The sequence below is a fragment of the Cytobacillus sp. EB106-05-05-XG126 genome (assembly GCF_058791715.1).
On the sequence record NZ_JBYTDU010000001.1, the window covers coordinates 870,830 to 887,522 of the forward strand.

General features: G+C 45.2%; 15 protein-coding genes. 14 read left to right on the forward strand and 1 reads right to left on the reverse strand.

The features are described 5' to 3' along the window. Positions 1 to 174 precede the first annotated feature (174 nt). The 11 genes from AC3WTL_RS04345 to AC3WTL_RS04395 all read left to right on the forward strand — a co-directional run bounded on the left by AC3WTL_RS04345 (position 175) and on the right by AC3WTL_RS04395 (position 11,455). Positions 175 to 1,383, forward strand: a complete 1,209-nt coding sequence (locus AC3WTL_RS04345; protein ID WP_492369090.1) for an acyl-CoA dehydrogenase — start codon at positions 175 to 177, stop codon at positions 1,381 to 1,383. A 13-nt stretch (positions 1,384 to 1,396) separates the two neighbouring features. After that, complete coding sequence (locus tag AC3WTL_RS04350) at positions 1,397 to 2,170, forward strand: SDR family oxidoreductase (RefSeq protein ID WP_163144777.1); 774 nt, start codon at positions 1,397 to 1,399, stop codon at positions 2,168 to 2,170. Positions 2,171 to 2,199: 29 nt separating this feature from the next. Further along, on the forward strand, positions 2,200 to 3,810 hold the full coding sequence (locus AC3WTL_RS04355) for a long-chain-fatty-acid--CoA ligase (protein ID WP_492369091.1): 1,611 nt from the start codon (positions 2,200 to 2,202) through the stop codon (positions 3,808 to 3,810). 53 nt (positions 3,811 to 3,863) lie between these two features. Next, positions 3,864 to 4,427 (forward strand): TetR/AcrR family transcriptional regulator, encoded by a 564-nt coding sequence (locus AC3WTL_RS04360; RefSeq protein ID WP_492369092.1) that lies wholly within the window; start codon positions 3,864 to 3,866, stop codon positions 4,425 to 4,427. A gap of 126 nt (positions 4,428 to 4,553) precedes the next feature. After that, a complete protein-coding gene (locus tag AC3WTL_RS04365) occupies positions 4,554 to 5,438 on the forward strand; it encodes a 3-hydroxyacyl-CoA dehydrogenase family protein (RefSeq protein WP_492369093.1) in 885 nt (294 codons plus the stop codon). 11 nt (positions 5,439 to 5,449) lie between these two features. Beyond that, entirely contained in the window at positions 5,450 to 5,851 is a 402-nt protein-coding gene (locus AC3WTL_RS04370) for an acyl-CoA thioesterase (RefSeq protein WP_197249837.1), read from the forward strand. 29 nt (positions 5,852 to 5,880) lie between these two features. After that, on the forward strand, positions 5,881 to 6,954 hold the full coding sequence (locus AC3WTL_RS04375) for a phosphotransferase family protein (protein WP_248347504.1): 1,074 nt from the start codon (positions 5,881 to 5,883) through the stop codon (positions 6,952 to 6,954). A 33-nt stretch (positions 6,955 to 6,987) separates the two neighbouring features. Then, on the forward strand, positions 6,988 to 8,763 hold the full coding sequence (locus tag AC3WTL_RS04380) for an acyl-CoA dehydrogenase FadE (RefSeq protein ID WP_252222220.1): 1,776 nt from the start codon (positions 6,988 to 6,990) through the stop codon (positions 8,761 to 8,763). 25 nt (positions 8,764 to 8,788) lie between these two features. Beyond that, positions 8,789 to 9,766, forward strand: a complete 978-nt coding sequence (locus AC3WTL_RS04385; protein ID WP_252222218.1) for a quinone oxidoreductase family protein — start codon at positions 8,789 to 8,791, stop codon at positions 9,764 to 9,766. 117 nt (positions 9,767 to 9,883) lie between these two features. After that, a complete protein-coding gene (locus AC3WTL_RS04390; protein WP_492369094.1) occupies positions 9,884 to 10,657 on the forward strand; it encodes a class I SAM-dependent methyltransferase in 774 nt (257 codons plus the stop codon). A gap of 12 nt (positions 10,658 to 10,669) precedes the next feature. Continuing rightward, a complete protein-coding gene (locus tag AC3WTL_RS04395) occupies positions 10,670 to 11,455 on the forward strand; it encodes an SDR family oxidoreductase (RefSeq protein WP_248347501.1) in 786 nt (261 codons plus the stop codon). Between the two features lie 530 nt (positions 11,456 to 11,985). Here AC3WTL_RS04395 and AC3WTL_RS04400 read toward each other — a convergent pair. Beyond that, positions 11,986 to 13,170: an MFS transporter gene (locus tag AC3WTL_RS04400; RefSeq protein WP_048011273.1), complete on the reverse strand. Its 1,185-nt coding sequence runs from the start codon at positions 13,168 to 13,170 to the stop codon at positions 11,986 to 11,988. 98 nt (positions 13,171 to 13,268) lie between these two features. On the opposite strand from AC3WTL_RS04400, the gene AC3WTL_RS04405 reads away from it, so the two are divergent. From AC3WTL_RS04405 to AC3WTL_RS04415, 3 genes are all read left to right on the forward strand, one after another. Next, the gene (locus AC3WTL_RS04405) at positions 13,269 to 14,309 is read left to right on the forward strand and encodes a DmpA family aminopeptidase (RefSeq protein WP_492369095.1); all 1,041 of its coding nucleotides are present in this window, start codon (positions 13,269 to 13,271) and stop codon (positions 14,307 to 14,309) included. Between the two features lie 138 nt (positions 14,310 to 14,447). Beyond that, positions 14,448 to 14,639 carry an IDEAL domain-containing protein gene (locus tag AC3WTL_RS04410; RefSeq protein ID WP_048011255.1) on the forward strand — a complete coding sequence of 64 codons (192 nt, stop codon included), beginning with the start codon at positions 14,448 to 14,450 and terminating at the stop codon, positions 14,637 to 14,639. Between the two features lie 885 nt (positions 14,640 to 15,524). Next, a complete protein-coding gene (locus AC3WTL_RS04415) occupies positions 15,525 to 16,691 on the forward strand; it encodes a pyridoxal-phosphate-dependent aminotransferase family protein (RefSeq protein WP_252222210.1) in 1,167 nt (388 codons plus the stop codon). Positions 16,692 to 16,693 lie beyond the last annotated feature (2 nt).

Sequence of the window (16,693 nt, forward strand, 5' to 3'; positions counted from 1 at the left end):
GTTAAAATAAATAAATTCCTTCCTGCTTCCTTCATAAAAACAGTACTACTTTGGATGGTGAAAAAAATAGATAAAAATATAAATTTTCAGAAAATTAGTTGATTAATTTCAGAGATTGTTTATACTAAACTTGTAACATACCGACCGGTCAGTTAGTGGAGGAGGGACAGGAATTTGGATTTCTCATACTCACCAAAAGTGCAGCAGCTCATAAGGAAATTAAATGTGTTTATGGAAGAAAACGTTTATCCGAACGAAGCTTTATATGAACAGCAATTGAATGAACAGGAAAATCGATGGTGTGCTATTCCGCCGATTATGGAAGAGCTGAAACGCAAGGCGAAAGCTGCAGGGTTATGGAACTTATTTTTACCGGAGAGCGAGTATGGCGCAGGACTCACGAACGTGGAATATGCCCCGCTTTGTGAGATTATGGGGCGATCAATGATTGCACCGGAAATCTTCAACTGCAATGCACCTGATACCGGCAACATGGAAGTGCTCGCAAGATACGGCACGGAGCAGCAGAAGAATGATTGGTTAAAGCCGCTGTTAGAAGGGGACATCCGATCCTGCTTTTCGATGACAGAGCCGGATGTGGCCTCCTCTGATGCCACAAATATTGAAGCGCGGATTGAAAAGCAGGGTACAGAATATGTCATCAATGGACGGAAGTGGTGGTCTTCAGGTGCGGGAGATCCGAGGTGCCGTATAGCGATCTTTATGGGAAAAACCGATCCGGACGCAAACCGTCATGAACAGCAATCCATGATTCTTGTTCCTATGGATACCCCCGGAGTAAAAATAGAGAGGATGCTTCCGGTGTTTGGCTATGATCACGCTCCACATGGCCATGCTGAAATTACATACGACAATGTCAGAGTTCCTGCTGAAAATATCATTTGGGGTGAAGGGAAAGGGTTCGCCATTGCACAGGGCAGGCTGGGTCCGGGACGCATCCATCATTGCATGAGGCTGATCGGGGCAGCAGAGCGCGCTCTTGAGGAATTATGTAAGCGTGTACAAAATCGAACTGCTTTTGGCAAAACGCTCGCAAGCCAGGGTGTCATCCGTGAATGGATAGCGGATTCCCGGATTGAAATTGAGCAGGCAAGACTATTAACGCTTAAAGCTGCCCATATGATGGATACTGCCGGCAACAAAGTGGCGAAAACCGAGATTGCTATGATCAAGGTCGTGGCGCCATCCATGGCCCTTAAGGTAATTGACCGGTCAATCCAGGCGTTTGGAGCAGCTGGAGTGAGTGAGGATGTACCGCTTGCCGCACTGTGGGCAAATGCCAGAACGCTGAGATTGGCAGACGGTCCAGATGAAGTCCACCGGGCACAGATTGCTAAGCTTGAATTGAAAAATTACCAATAGGAGCTGAAAAATCATGAAGGTAATGGAACTATTTGACCTAACCGGAAAGACTGCACTGATTACTGGAGGCGGGCGAGGGCTGGGTGCTCAGATTGCCGAAGGATTAGCCGAAGCAGGGGCAAATGTCGTGCTTTGTTCAAGAAAAGTGGAGGCATGTCAGGAAACCGCTGACCGCCTTGCAGCACTTGGTGTGAACACATTAGCGCTTTCCTGTGACATCAGTAAACAGGAGGATGTCCAAAAAGTGGTTGAAGAGACGGTTCAGGAATTTGGGGCTATCGATATTCTGGTCAACAACAGCGGGGCTACCTGGGGAGCTCCCGCTGAGGAGATGCCGCTTGAAGCATGGCAAAAGGTCATCAATGTAAATGTGACAGGGACATTTTTAATGAGTCAGGCTGCAGGCAAGGTCATGATCGAACAGGGATCAGGAAAAATCATTAATATTGCCTCTGTTGCCGGCCTTGGAGGCACGGACCCCAGGGTGATGGATACAATCGGCTATAACACCAGCAAAGGGGCAGTCATTACGATGACAAAGGACCTGGCTGTAAAATGGGGCAGGTATGGCATCAATGTGAATGCCATTGCTCCAGGTTTTTTCCCTACAAAAATGTCTTCGGCGATTATGGAGCAGGGACGAAACCCCATTCTGGATGCAACACCGCTCAGACGCTTCGGTTCTGAGGATGATTTGAAAGGGGCCGCTTTGTTCTTGGCTTCCAATGCTTCAAATTATGTGACGGGAGACGTATTAATTGTTGATGGCGGAACACATGCAATGTAAAACGGCAAATTATATTGGAGGGATTTCAAATGACAGATAAAAAAACCTGGCATGCACACTATCCTGAATCCATTGCAGCTGAAGTAACCATTCCAAGTAAGTCGATGCCTGAGATGCTTCAGGAAGTGACAGCGATGTATCCGCAGAATATGGCACTATCTTTTTATGGACGAAAGATGAATTACGCGGAACTTCAAAAAGCCGTCTATGGATTTGCCGCATCCCTGCAGAAAAATGGTGTTCAAAAAGGCGACCGTGTTGCCATCATGCTTCCTAATTGCCCGCAATATGTGATTGCTTATTATGGAATACTTGCAGCAGGCGCGATTGTTACTCAAGTAAACCCGATGCTGGTTGAGCGCGAGATAGAGCATATCATGAATGACTCTGGTTCTGAAACTCTTGTCGTGTTTGATGCCCTATATCCCCGGGTTAAGGGTGTTCAAGACAGAACGAAGGTTAGAAATATAGTCATTGTCAGTCTGCAGCCAACAGAAGCAGATTTTTCACCTGACAAAACATTCGAAGGTTTTATACAGGAAGCCAGTGGACAATACACCCCGGTCAACATTGAGCCCCAGCAGGATATTGCCGTTCTTCAATATACGGGCGGAACAACTGGACGGTCAAAAGGAGCCATGCTGACTCATTACAATGTTCTCGCAAATGTGGTACAGTCTTATGAATTTTTTAAAGATAGAACGGAAATAGGCGGGGAAAAATTCTTAACCGTCATTCCGCTGTTCCATGTTTTTGGCATGACTGCCTGCATGAACTTTGCCATTTATACGGCCAATGAATCGATTTTATTGCCGCGCTTTGATGTGGAGGAAGTGTTAAATACAATTAAAAATGAGCAGCCATCTGTATTTCCTGGTGTTCCAACTATGTATGTGGCCATCACCAATCATCCGCATGCAGAGGAATATGGCATTGACAGCATTGATACTTGCAATAGCGGCAGCGCGCCTATGCCTGTCGAACTGCTGCGGGATTTTGAAAAAAAGACGGGAGCAAAAATTCTTGAAGGTTATGGTTTATCAGAAGCTTCCCCGGTAACACACTGCAATCCGCCATTTTCAGAAAGAAAGCCTGGAAGCGTTGGAATCGGTTTTCCTTCAACTGATTATAAAGTAGTCGATTTGGCCGCAGGTACTGAAGAGGTCCCGAATGGAGAACTGGGTGAGGTCATCATCAAGGGCCCGCAGATTATGAAAGGCTATTGGAATATGCCTGAGGAGACGGCAGTTACATTACGGGATGGATGGCTCTACACCGGTGATATTGCGAGAATGGACGAAGATGGGTTTCTATACATTGTCGACCGCAAGAAAGACCTGATCATTGCCAGCGGCTATAATATTTACCCGCGCGATATTGAGGAAATGCTCTATGAGCATCCTGCAGTTCAGGAGGCTGTCGTCATTGGTGTCCCGGATCCTTACCGGGGTGAAACAGTTAAAGCTTTCGTCGTGCTGAAAGCCGGTAAAACGGCGACCCAAGAAGAAATCATTTCATACTGCAGGCAGAACCTGGCTGCCTATAAAATTCCATCGGCCGTAGAATTCCGAGAGGAGCTTCCAAAGACCAATGTCGGAAAAATCCTTCGAAGAGCTCTGAGGGATGAAGTCCGGAGTTAATCGTTTTGTGATATAATGCTGTCGATATTTTCTAACAGAAGCGGGGACTGACATTGAAAGAAAAAATTACTGAAAAGAGCATCCGGCTATTTGATCAGAAAGGTTTCAGCGAAACATCAATTCAGGATATCGTCGACAGCCTCGGTGTCACGAAAGGCACGTTTTATTACTATTTCTCGAGCAAAGAACAACTGCTGATGGACATCCATCTTCGCTATATAGATGATATGCTGGCCAATCAGCACGAAATCCTCGGGGATGAGTCCAAATCCAGTAAAGACAAACTTCTAGAGATTGTTCAAATGCTGCTGGGCAATATCAAAACCCAGGGAGCAAGCGCAAAAGTCTTTTTCAGGGAAATGCGCAACCTTAGTGAAGAAAGCTTATCGAAAATCATTCCAAAAAGGGATCAGTTCAGGCTGAATATCGAAAAATTAATAGAAGAAGGCAAGCAGAACGGAGAGTTCCGAGCTAACCTCAACTCTCCGATTATCGCTTTTGGCATCTTAGGCGTCACCAACTGGAGCTATCAGTGGTTCAATCCGGAGGGAAGCATATCCGACCGGGAAGTGGCAGAGATCTTTACAGAAATGATATTAAAGGGGATAGAGATGTAGCTAGAAATTGGTGAGTTTTTCAATTTATCGGCGAAATTTAAATTTTATCAGCGAATTCTTGAGAAACCTGAGAAATTTTGATTTCCCGCAAAACATACCAACTGGTCAGTATAAGGAGGATAACCGATGAATGCAAAGGATGTTAAGCAAATTACCGTTATAGGTGCCGGACAAATGGGCCACCAGATCGGAATGCTCTGTGCTCTTGGAGGCTATGAGACGATTATCCAGGATTTGAGCGAAGCCGCATTGCAGGATGCCGAGGCTAAGCTGCAGATGATTATGTCAAAATGGGTTGCCAAGGGGAAGCTGGATGAAGATGCGAAAGCCGCTGCTTTCGGAAAGCTTCGTTTCTCCAGCAGCCTTCAGGAAAGTGTCCGAAGCTCCGACTTAATCATTGAAGCTGTAACGGAAAAGCTTGGTGTGAAAAAAGAGGTATTCAAGAAACTGGAAGAGTTCGCGCCTCCTCATGCCATCTTCGCAACCAATAGCTCTACAATCGTTAATAGTTTAATAGCCGGTGAAACTGAGCGGCCTGAAAAAGTCGTTAATATGCATTTCTTCTTTCCGCCTCTTGTGATGGAATGTGTGGAAGTAGTCATGAGTGAACAGACGTCTGAAGAAACCGCACAAATTGCGATGGAAGTCTGTGAAAAGATTAATAGAACAGCTGTCCTTTTGAAAAAAGAAATTTCCGGCTTCGTCGCAAACCGCATTCTCGGTGCACTCCAAAAAGAGGCAGTGGCTCTGTATGAACAGGGGATTGCCGACTATAAAGATATCGATATCATCTGCCGGAAAGCCTTGAACCACCCAATCGGCCCGTTTGAACTCATGGATTTATCCGGACTTGATGTGGCCTATTATGTAATGGATCAGCGTTATCGGGAGACAGGAGATCCTGCAGATAAGCCATTTGACTGTGTTGCCGAAAAAGTGGCAAAGGGAGAATTGGGGAGAAAGACAGGTAAGGGCTGGTATGAGTATTCTTCCAATAAGGTGAAGAGTTAAGGGGTGCCATCATGCATGAAATGCAGGTAACAGTAAGGTTTTGCGAAACTGATGCTCTTGGCCATATCAACAATACAAGTTATTTTATTTACCTTGAAGAAGCACGGGTGAAATACTTCGAGACACTTGGCTACAGCATGGATGTGAAAAAATGGAGTTTTATCCTGGCCTCCACAAAATGCGACTTTCTAAGCCAGGGATATTTTAACCAAATCCTAACGGTGAAAACCTGGGTATCAAGGATTGGCAGCAAAAGCTTTCAGCTCGATCATGAAATTGTATGCACTCAGACAGGAAACCTTATTGCCAAAGGGAGCGCCGTAATCGTCTATTTTAATTTCGCCAAACAGGAAAGTGCTGTTATACCTGATCTTCTAAGGGAAGGTCTAAACCAAAATGTAAGAGAAACATAATTTAATTTTCCTATAAAAAGGAGGACCACATGCCGAAGCAAATGAGCCAGGATACCATTCCCGTTAGAAAAGGAGAGCAATTGAATACCGCTGAATTGGAAAAATTCCTGCGGAACGAGCTGGCTAATCTTCCAAATCAACCGCTTGAGATTCTTCAGTTCCATGCTGGGCACTCCAATCTTACCTATCAGCTGAAAATGGGAGAGTGGGAAGCCGTGCTGCGCCGGCCTCCGCTTGGACCTGTCGCACCGAAAGCTCATGACATGGAGAGGGAATACAGGGTGATTTCTGAGATACATCCCTTTTTCAAAGAAGCCCCGAAGCCGATCCTGTTTACGAATAATAGTGAAATCACAGGAGCACCATTTTTCATTATGGAACGGCGGCATGGAATTGTTTTAGATACCTCATTCCCTGAAGGAATGGAACCGGACGAGGAAATTTGCAGAAGACTGTCTCAAATTATGGTTGATAAGCTGGCAGAACTTCATTCCATTGACTATAAAAGGACAGGTCTAGCGGAAATCAGCAATCCCGATGGATTTATGGAAAGGCAGGTGCATGGCTGGATTGGCCGGTATGAGCTGGCAAAGACAGATGAAGTTTCTGAAGCGGATACGCTGAAAAAGTGGATGACCCATCATATCCCGGTTAGTCCTGAGCCATCCGTCATCCATTATGATTACAAGCTGAACAATGCAATGTTCAATGAGGACTTAACAGAAATGACGGGCCTTTTCGACTGGGAGATGGCAACGGCAGGCGATCCGCTGGCAGATCTTGGTGCCGCGATGAGCTATTGGATTCAGGGAGACGATCCCGATCTGCTCAAGTTTGGATTAGGAAAACCCCCGGTAACCGTTCTAAATGGCTTTTACTCCCGCAGAGAATTTATGGAGGCCTATGCTGGAAAAACAGGCCGTGATCTCAGCAGTATGAATTTTTATTTAACATTTGCTTACTTCAAACTGGCCGTCATTTGCCAGCAAATCTATTACCGTTACAAGAAAGGTCAGACAGCAGATCCGCGTTTTTCACAATTCAATAGATTCGTTAAAGTACTCCTGAAACATGCTGTACAGGCGGCAGATGAAAAAATTTAAGATGAAGAGATGCTGAGGAGAGTGAATCCGTACATGGAAAAAGTAAATACAGCCAATACTGGTGCGAACTTTTTGTTCACAAAGCTTGATCCTGAAACACTTTTCACACCCGAGGAATTTACAGATGAGCATATCTTAATAGGAAGAACAGCTAAACAATTTACTGAAAAAATGGTTCACCCTGAAAAGGACCGGATCGAAAACCAGGAATTCGAGCTGGTAACGGATTTACTGAGGAAGGCAGGCGAACTTGGCCTGCTTGCCCATAGCATCCCCGAAAAATACGGCGGTCTTGGCCTGGATAAAATCAGCAAGGGGATCGTCGGAGAAAACATTGCCTCATCAGGCGGTTACGGGGTAGCCCACTCAAACCATACCTGTATTGCAACCCTGCCGATCACTTACTTCGGAACTCCTGAGCAAAAAGAAAAGTACTTGCCGAAGCTTGCTTCAGGGGAGTACATAGGCGCTTACTGCCTGACAGAGCCGAACGCAGGATCTGATGCTCTATCCTCCCAGACTACCGCCGTTTTGAATGAGGATGGGACCCATTACATTTTAAATGGCACGAAAATTTATATTACGAATGCTGTATTTTCAGATACATTTATTGTATATGCCAAAGTGGACGGCCGGCATTTTACCGCATTTATCGTCGAACGGGACACACCAGGATTATCCCTTGGCCCGGAAGAAAATAAGATGGGCATTAAAGGATCTTCAACCAGATCGGTCATTTTTGAGGATTGTCCTGTGCCAGCAGAAAATCTGCTTGGGGAAGTGGGCAAAGGCCATATCATTGCTTTGAACGTCTTGAATTTGGGCCGTTTCAATTTAGGTTCAGCCTGCATGGGGGCAGCAAAAACCGGCTTGAAGAAAACACTCCAATTTACAGGGGAAAGAAAGCAGTTTGGGAAGTCGATCGCTGATTTTCCGGCTACCAAGGAAAAAACGGCGAAGATGGCAGGAAGAATCTACGCCGCTGAATCACTGCAATACCGCACCGCAAGCCTGCTGGAGGAATCATTGGGAGACTTATATGAATCAACTGATGTAAAACTTATTGGAAAAAGAATGAGCGAATATGCCACAGAATGTGCGATCTGCAAGGTGTTTGGCTCGGAAACACTTGATTATACGGCAGATGAATCACTGCAGCTTCATGGCGGAGCGGGATTCATCAAGGAATACGGTGTGGAACAAATGTATCGGGATTCCCGCATTAACCGTATTTTTGAAGGTACAAATGAGATTAATAGATTGCTGATTCCTACTCACCTTTTCCGAAAAGCGCTGAAGGGTGAAATCGATTTAGCAGCAAGAGTGGAGGAAGCGATTGTTCGCTTGAGCAAACCGGCACCAATCGGAGAGGCGATTTTTGAGAAAGAGAGAGCAGCGGTTGATACTATAAGAAACCTATTCATGCTGAATGCCGGACTCGCCTATGAAGCATTTGGCGATACCCTTGTTCATGAACAGGAAGCCCTAATGAAGCTTGCGGATCTCGCCATTGCCCTGTATGCAGCAGAAACAGCAGTTTATCGGACATACAAAGCCATTCAGAAAAATGGTGAAGAAAAAGAAGAATTGAAGATTCAACTGACCAGGACTTTTCTGGAAGGTGCAATATGGGAAGCTGAAAGGCTATCCCGCCAACTAGTGTCCGAATTGTCATCAGATGAGAAAAAGGATGCGCTGATCGGATTAATCATCCGGGAATGCAGCAGGTTCAGCTCCTTTGGGAAAGAAAATGCAAGGAACCGGAGAATAGCTGAGCTCATTTATGAAAAAGGCGAATATTGCTGCTAGAAATATAGAAAAGGAGTGTTTGAAAATGAAAGCCATTCAATTCAAAGAATATGGGGGACCTGAAGTCCTTGATGTAATCGAACTGGATCGGCCGCAGCCGGCCGGACGGGAAGTTTTAATCGAAGTACATGCGATCGGAGTGAACTATGCCGATACCGCAAGAAGAGAAGGGCAATATGTTGTGCCGACACCTCTGCCGTTCATTCCCGGTGCAGAGGTGGCAGGTGTTGTCGCAGCCGCAGGTGAAGAGGCGAGTATTCCAGTTGGCACAAGAGTGGTGACGCTAATAGAATCAGGCGGCTACTCAGAGTATGTCACAGCCGATGAAAGGGGTTTGATTCCGCTGCCGGAAGGACTGGATTTCAATCTTGCTGCGGCACTGCCCCTGCAAGGACTGAGTGCCTATCATATTTTGAAAACGATGGGCCGGCTTGAAGCTGGTGAAAGCGTCCTAGTCCATGCAGCTGCGGGAGGAGTGGGAACAATTGCCGTTCAGCTTGCAAAATTATTCGGGGCCGGGACTGTCATTGCTACCGCCAGCACTGATGAAAAACTGCAGCTTGCAAAAGAAATGGGAGCCGATGTCCTAGTCAACTATACAAATGAAGGCTGGGAAAATGAAGTACTCGAAGCAACAGGCGGAAAAGGTGTGAATGTGGCACTCGAAATGGCAGGCGGCGAAATTTTTAATAAAACCCTGAAATGCCTTGCCACCTTTGGCCGCCTTGTTATTTATGGTGTGGCAAGCGGGGAGCAGAGCCGGTTTTATCCTTCTTCCTTAATGGGGCGGAATCAATCGGTCATCGGATTTTTCCTGCCGCAAATAATGAGGAAACCGGAATTGCTGCAGCCGAGCATGAAGGAATTATTATCCTATACAGCCCAAGGGAAGCTGAAGCTGACTATTGGTGAAGTCCATCCTCTTGAGGACGCTGCCAAAGTACATGAGCGAATGCAGTCTAGGCAAACAAAAGGGAAGCTAATTCTTGTGCCTGCCAGATAAACAGCAGCCTGCCATTTCACCAAGTGGCAGGCTCTTTTTCTATTAATCTGACAGGATTATAGGGATTTGTATAGAAACTAAATAGTATAGGTGAATTTTTGATGGTGGTGATTACATATGGAAAAGGAAGAGATAAAGAAAAAGGTACAAAAAACATTCGGTAAAAACGCAGAAAAATATGTGACAAGCAAAATTCATGGAGATGCGGCAGAATTACATCAGCTCGTTCAAACCCTGAATCCGCAGAAGGATTGGGTGGTGCTGGATATTGCGACAGGCGGCGGGCATGTGGCCAAAAGTCTGGCACCCTCTGTTTCCCAGGTCTTCGCAGCTGATTTAACAAAAGAGATGCTGGCAAATACCGCACGCCATCTGGAAAGCTATAAAAATATCTGGTATATCGTTGCAGATGCGGAAACTTTGCCATTTCTGGATGGGTCCTTTGATGCTGTCACCTGCCGGATTGCGCCCCACCATTTTCCCCATCCGGAAAAATTCATTGCTGAAACTGGCAGGGTTTTAAAATCAGGGGGGAGATTCCTGTTAGTTGATAATGTATCACCCGATGAAAAAGAGCTAGCAGACTATATGAACACAGTTGAGAAAATGCGGGATGACAGCCATTACCGGTGTTTGTCAACGGCAGAGTGGAGAAAGCTGTTTGTCGCTTCCGGACTAAATGAAACAAACGCAAAGAGCAGGAAGAAAACCTTTGAATTTCCTTCCTGGGTGAGGCGAACGGCTGAAAGTGAAGAACAGATTAAGGCAGTCGAAGAGTATATTCTGCAGGCTGATCAGGCTGCTGCGGATTATTTTCAAATTGAACTACATGAAGGCAAGGTCCAATCCTTTAAAGTGGATGAATGGATGGCACTTTGCGTTAAAAAATAGGAGGAAACGATCATGGATTTAAACCTGAAAAATAAAAAAGCGCTTGTCGTGGCTTCAAGCCAGGGCCTCGGAAAAGCCATTGCAGCACAGCTTGCAAAAGAAGGAACCAAGGTCATGATAACAAGCAGGGACGAAGCAAAACTAAAGAGCGTTCAAGAGGAATTCCGTGACCAATTCAATGCCGATGTTGAGTATTGCCGCGCAGATGTTACGGACCCTGAGGATATAAAGAACCTGATTCAGCATACAGCTGAAACCCTTGGGGGAATTGATATATTAATCAATAATGCCGGAGGGCCTCCCGGAGGCACGTTTGAAAACCTAAAAGATGAAGACTGGGAAAAAGCATTTCAGCTAAATCTATTAAGCCATGTCAGGCTGATCCGCGAGGCACTTCCTGAATTAAAGAAAAATGGCGGCAGGATCATTAATATAGCATCATCAAGCATTAAGCAGCCGATACCGGGCCTGCTCTTATCCAATACATTCCGTCTTGGGATTGTCGGACTGACCAAAACACTCTCAGAGGAATTGGCAGCTTATAATATCTTAATTAATACAGTAGCTCCGGGAAGAATTGCAACCGACCGCGTTGATTATCTGGATCAGCATAACGCGGACCGGCAGAATATCACCAAAGAAGAAGTCGCAGAAAGAGCCAAAAGCAAAATTCCGCTGGGCAGATACGGGACCCCGGAAGAATTTGCGAACGTCGTCACCTTCCTTGCATCTGATGCCAGCAGCTACGTGACCGGAAGCTCCATTTTAGTCGATGGCGGGATGGTGAAAGCTTTATAAGAGGAATTACTGTTCCGGCAGTTAGAGTATGAGATCGAATTTGGTGCAGCTTCGGACAGAGAAATTGGAAAAACTAAAGTGTAAGGCCGAAACTGGCGCAGCTTCGGACAGAGAAGTCGGAAAACCAGGAGTGTAAGTCCGAATCTGGTGCAACTTCGGACACAAAAAGCAGAGAAACCATGATCTGAGTCCGAATCCGGTGCAACTTCGGACAGAGAAAGCAGAGAAACCATGATTTGAGTCCGAATACGGGTCAACTTCGGACAGAGAAAGCAGAGAAACCATGATTTGAGTCCGAATACGGGTCAACTTCGGACACAGAAGTCGGAAAACCAGTACTGTAAGTCCGAACCTGGTGTAACTTCGGACACAAAAAGCAGAGAAACCATGATCTGAGTCCGAACTCAGCCCAACTTCGGACACTGACCGCGAAAGTCACAAGCTCAAAGTCCGAACCCACCGCACCACCTGAAAACTCACCCAAAATAAAAAGACGATTTTCCGCATCTCCCGGAAAATCGTCTTTCGCATTAACCCCTTTTTGTCACCAGAATCCAGATATACAGTAGAATTGAAATCACTACCGATCCGGCTGCTGTCAAATAAATGGTGCTATACCCAAACAAATGAGCGATTTGCCCAAACACGATGGCGCCAATCCCTACTCCAAGGTCAAAGAAGGAAAAGAACGTAGCATTGGCCATCCCGCGCCGATTAGCAGGCGCTTCTTTTACAGACCAGGCTTGAAGAGCAGGCTGGACTGATCCAAATCCGAGACCATAAAGAATCGCAGCTATATACATAATCAAGCTGCTAGGAAGCCACGCCAGCAGGAACATGGCTGCCAAAATCAGCACTGCTCCTGGTAAGAATACAGCCTGGTGACCTCTTTGATCATATAATCTGCCGGCAAAAGTCCGGGAAAGCATTAAGGCTATGGCAAACAGCAGGAAGTACCAGTGGATGCCGCCTATCCCTTTTTGGGCTGAGTAAATAGGCAGAAATGATGCAATGCCCCCGAAGGTAACGGTGATGAAAAATAAAAGAAATGAAGGCCTTAAAGCACTTTTTTCATAGATGTCCCAGCGCTTCTGGGGAACAGTTTGTTTTTCAGCCTGCTTGTAGTTGATCCTCGATGACAACACCAGTGCAGCTAAACCCAGCAAAGCACAAATTAAGAATAAGAGTTTGAAAGAGATGACCCCGGCGAGCGCCAGTCCGAGGGTGGGGCCGAATGCCAGGGCAATGTTCCCGGAAAGCCCGAAGTATCCCATTCCTTCTCCCCGCCGCTTTGCAGGAATTAAATCCGTGGCAATGGTTCCCGAGGCTGTAGTGGAGAAACCCCAGCCAAATCCCTGGATAATCCTTAAAACAAATAAGAAGATTAAACTATTAATAAAACCAAATGACCCAACCGAGAGCACGAAAATTGCCAGGCCAGTTAAATAGACAAAGCGCCTGCCTTTGGTCTCCAGCGTATGCCCTGCATAAGGACGCAATAGCAGAGCCGAAAATGTAAAGATCCCGACTACTATCCCGATCAGCTGGTCATTCCCGCCCAATTTTTCCACAAAAAGAGGGATAGTGGGCAATGTCATTTGAAATCCGAGAAAAATAAAAAAGTTGGACATCAAGATCAGAACAAAATCCCTTGACCAAATCTTTTCGGAACCTGCAGTCTGTTTTTTTGCTTCTCCTGATAAAGTATCAGCCATATAATTCCTCCCGCAATGGTGTAAAATGATTAGGTAATCTAAATATTTTACTATTATAAAGGAAAACAAAGGGAAATTCTATTTTAAGGAGCGCCAAGATGAAGATTAGAGAAAGAGGAGTAACAATTGGAACACTGAGACCTGGAAAAAAGAATTGCATTACAGATATAGATGGAGTCATGGCAGGCCACATCACTCTGGACTATCCTCTGGATGATGACCAATATGTCTGTACGGGCGTAACGGCCGTTTTGCCGCATGGAGGAAATCTCTTTCGTGAAAAAGTCCCGGCAGCCTCCTATGTCATCAATGGCTTTGGTAAAACGACGGGTCTGGTGCAGGTGGAAGAACTGGGTGTGATTGAATCTCCGATTATGCTGACAAATACATTTGGGGTGCCGGCAGTCACACAGGGAACGCTGGAATACATGCTAAAAACCACGCCGGAAATTGGAGACACAACCGGAACTGTTAATATCGTCACAGGAGAATGCAACGACGGATATTTAAATTCAATTCGGACACTCCCTGTAAAACCGGAACATGCAATAGAAGCCATTCAAAATGCCAAACCGGTAAAAGTGGAAGAAGGTGCGGTCGGAGCTGGTACAGGCATGGTGTGTTTTGGGTACAAAGGCGGCGTGGGTGCTTCTTCACGAGTAATCACTGAGGAACAAAGCACAAATGAATACAAAATCGGATGTCTGGTGGTCACGAACTTTGGCAATCGAGACGAATTTCCGTTCATTAAATACGGACTGTCAGAAATTCAGCCGAAAACAAAGGACACGCCTGATGGCTCAATCATGATTATCCTGGCTACAGACGCACCTGTCAGTGACAGGCAGCTGAAAAGGCTTGCGAAGAGATGCGGCATAGGCCTAGGACGAACAGGAAGCCATTTCAGCAACGGCAGCGGTGACATTGTTATCGCTTTTTCCACCGCAAACAAGAGCATTCATGAAAGCAGCAATATGATTGAAACTGCCTATTTTATCAGAGATGATCATCCCATCATGAATCAGCTTTTTCAAGGTGCGGCCGAGGCAGCGGAGGAAGCGATTCTTAATTCGCTGTCACAGGCAAAGACCACAAATGGGCGGAACGGAAGAGTGGTGGAGGGGATGTTTTCCCAGTAATAGTTTAAATTGTCTCTTGATCGGGTACATTGTAGTTAACAAGCTTAGCAGCTGCTAACAAAATTTCCAGCAAATAATGATTTGAATAATCTGAAAATTTCTGTTACAATAGAAAAAAGGTCAAGGGGTTGATTGCAAATGGAAAAACGTCTACTTAACTCGCCGCAACAGTCTGAGGAAAACGTGTCATTGTTAGCAGAACAAGTCCTAAATCAAGCTCTTAAGGAATACCGAATTGAAAAGCTTCGCGAAAAAATTGATGAAGCTCTCACTAGCCGGAACCAAAAAGAATTCATGCGCCTTACGGATGAATTAAAGAAAATCTCTTAAGCAAAGCAAATAATACTTATGTTAAAAAGGCAGCCTGTTCGAAAGAACGGGGCTGTCTTTTGTTGTTTCTTGATTTTTGAAGTAACTAATTATTGCGAAAGTGATTGAAAAACTGCAGCATATTTGCTCACAAAATCAAGTCCAGGAAGGAAACAATAGCAGTCAACCACTCTAACTAAAGTCGAAAAAAAGAGCTGTAATGGCAGTTAATCTGATGGAATAACGGCGAAATGGAGTGCAGTAAAGCGAAAATGTAGTTAATCGCACAGAATAACGCCGAAATGGAGAGCAGTAGAGCGAAAATGGTAGTCAATCGCATGGAATAACGGCGAAATGGAGTGCGGTAAAGCAAAATGGTAGTTAATCGCACAGAATACAGACGAAATGGAGAGCAGTAGAGCGAAAATGGTAGTTAATCGCATGGAATACCGCCGAAATGGAGAGCAGTAAAGCGAAAATGGTAGTTAATCGCACAGAATAACGCCGAAATGAAGAACTTAAAGTGAAAATGGTAGTTAATCGCACAGAATAGTGCCGAAAGCTGTAAAGAGAAAAAGGTTATAGTCACATAAATCAACACCTGAATAGAAGACAGATAAAAAATCATTCATTAAAACCGCTGCCAAAAATCCGAAATCGATTATATCCCCAAAAAACCATCTTCATTACCCACCCTCCCAAAAGAAGAAGAACCCATTTCATCACATGAAAATTTTCTCACACCGCCAGCTGTTCCACCCATCTGTTCCACATCGTTCCAAAACGAAACACTGAAACACTCCCCAAACAACAAAACCTTTGTACAAAAGGCAATCAACCTTGGCACAAAAATTGCAAAATAATTCATTAGCAAGATATAAATCGAAACGATAAGGGGAGGAAGCTATGTTTGAAGAAAAATTGGATTTAAGATTGCCGGGGCCAGTTCAGGTTCCAAAAGAAATACAGCGTGCCATGCTAAGGAGTTTCGATCATCCCATGATGGATTACCGGAATCCAGCCTTCCAGGATGTACTTCAGGAAACGACTGAAAAGTCTAAAATGATATTCCAGACTGAAAACCTGGTGATCCCGCTTACCTCTAGCGGAGCATCCGCTCTTGAAACAGCTATTATTAATACGGTTGGTCCCAACGATACGATCATTCTTTGTGTAGTCGGCTATTTTGGTGAGTACCTTCAGGGAATTACAGACCATATCGGCTGCAAAACCGTCCGGATCGATGCTGATTGGGGAAATATTGTCGATCCTGAAGATGTGAGAAAAGCATTGAAGGAAAATCCTGAGGCAAAAGCTGTTTTTGCGACACACTGTGAAACATCCACCTCTGCAATCAACAACATTCAAGAGATTGCAGCAGTTGTAAAAGAATCAGATGCCATATTCCTCGTTGATGCGGTCAGCTCGATTGTCGGCACGCCTCTATACATGGACGAATGGGGCATTGATATTGTGGCAACTGGAGGTCAGAAAGCATTAATGCTGCCGCCTGGCCTTGCGTTAATTACATTAAGTGAAAAAGCCTGGAACACTGTGAATAAGCATCAGTGCCCATCCTTTTACTTTGACCTTAAGCTCTATAAAAAAGGATTGGAATCAGGTGCCGGCACACCTTATACACCGAATATATCACTTGTTTGCGGGCTTCTTGAAGCCTGCAATATGATAGAAAAAAGCGGAGGAATAGAAGCTGAATACAAAAGGCATGCTGCACTTCGGGATATGACTAGAGCTGGAGTGCGGGCATTAGGTCTTGAATTGCTGGTGGATGATTCGGCAGCCAGCCCAACCCTGACAGCTGTAAAATTAAAAAATGCAGATGAATTCAGAAGGATTTTGCGGGAAGAATTTCATATCGCATTGGGAGGCGGTCTCGGAAAGGTGAAGAATCAGATTCTGCGCCTGGGACATATGGGATATACAGATGCTGCTGACATGCTGAAAATGTTTGCTGCGATGGAGCTTGCTTTAAAGAAGACCGGATACGAAGTGGAACTAGGTGCTGGAGTTTCTGCGGCACAGCGGCATTGGCTCGAAAATCCGAACTGTTAAAT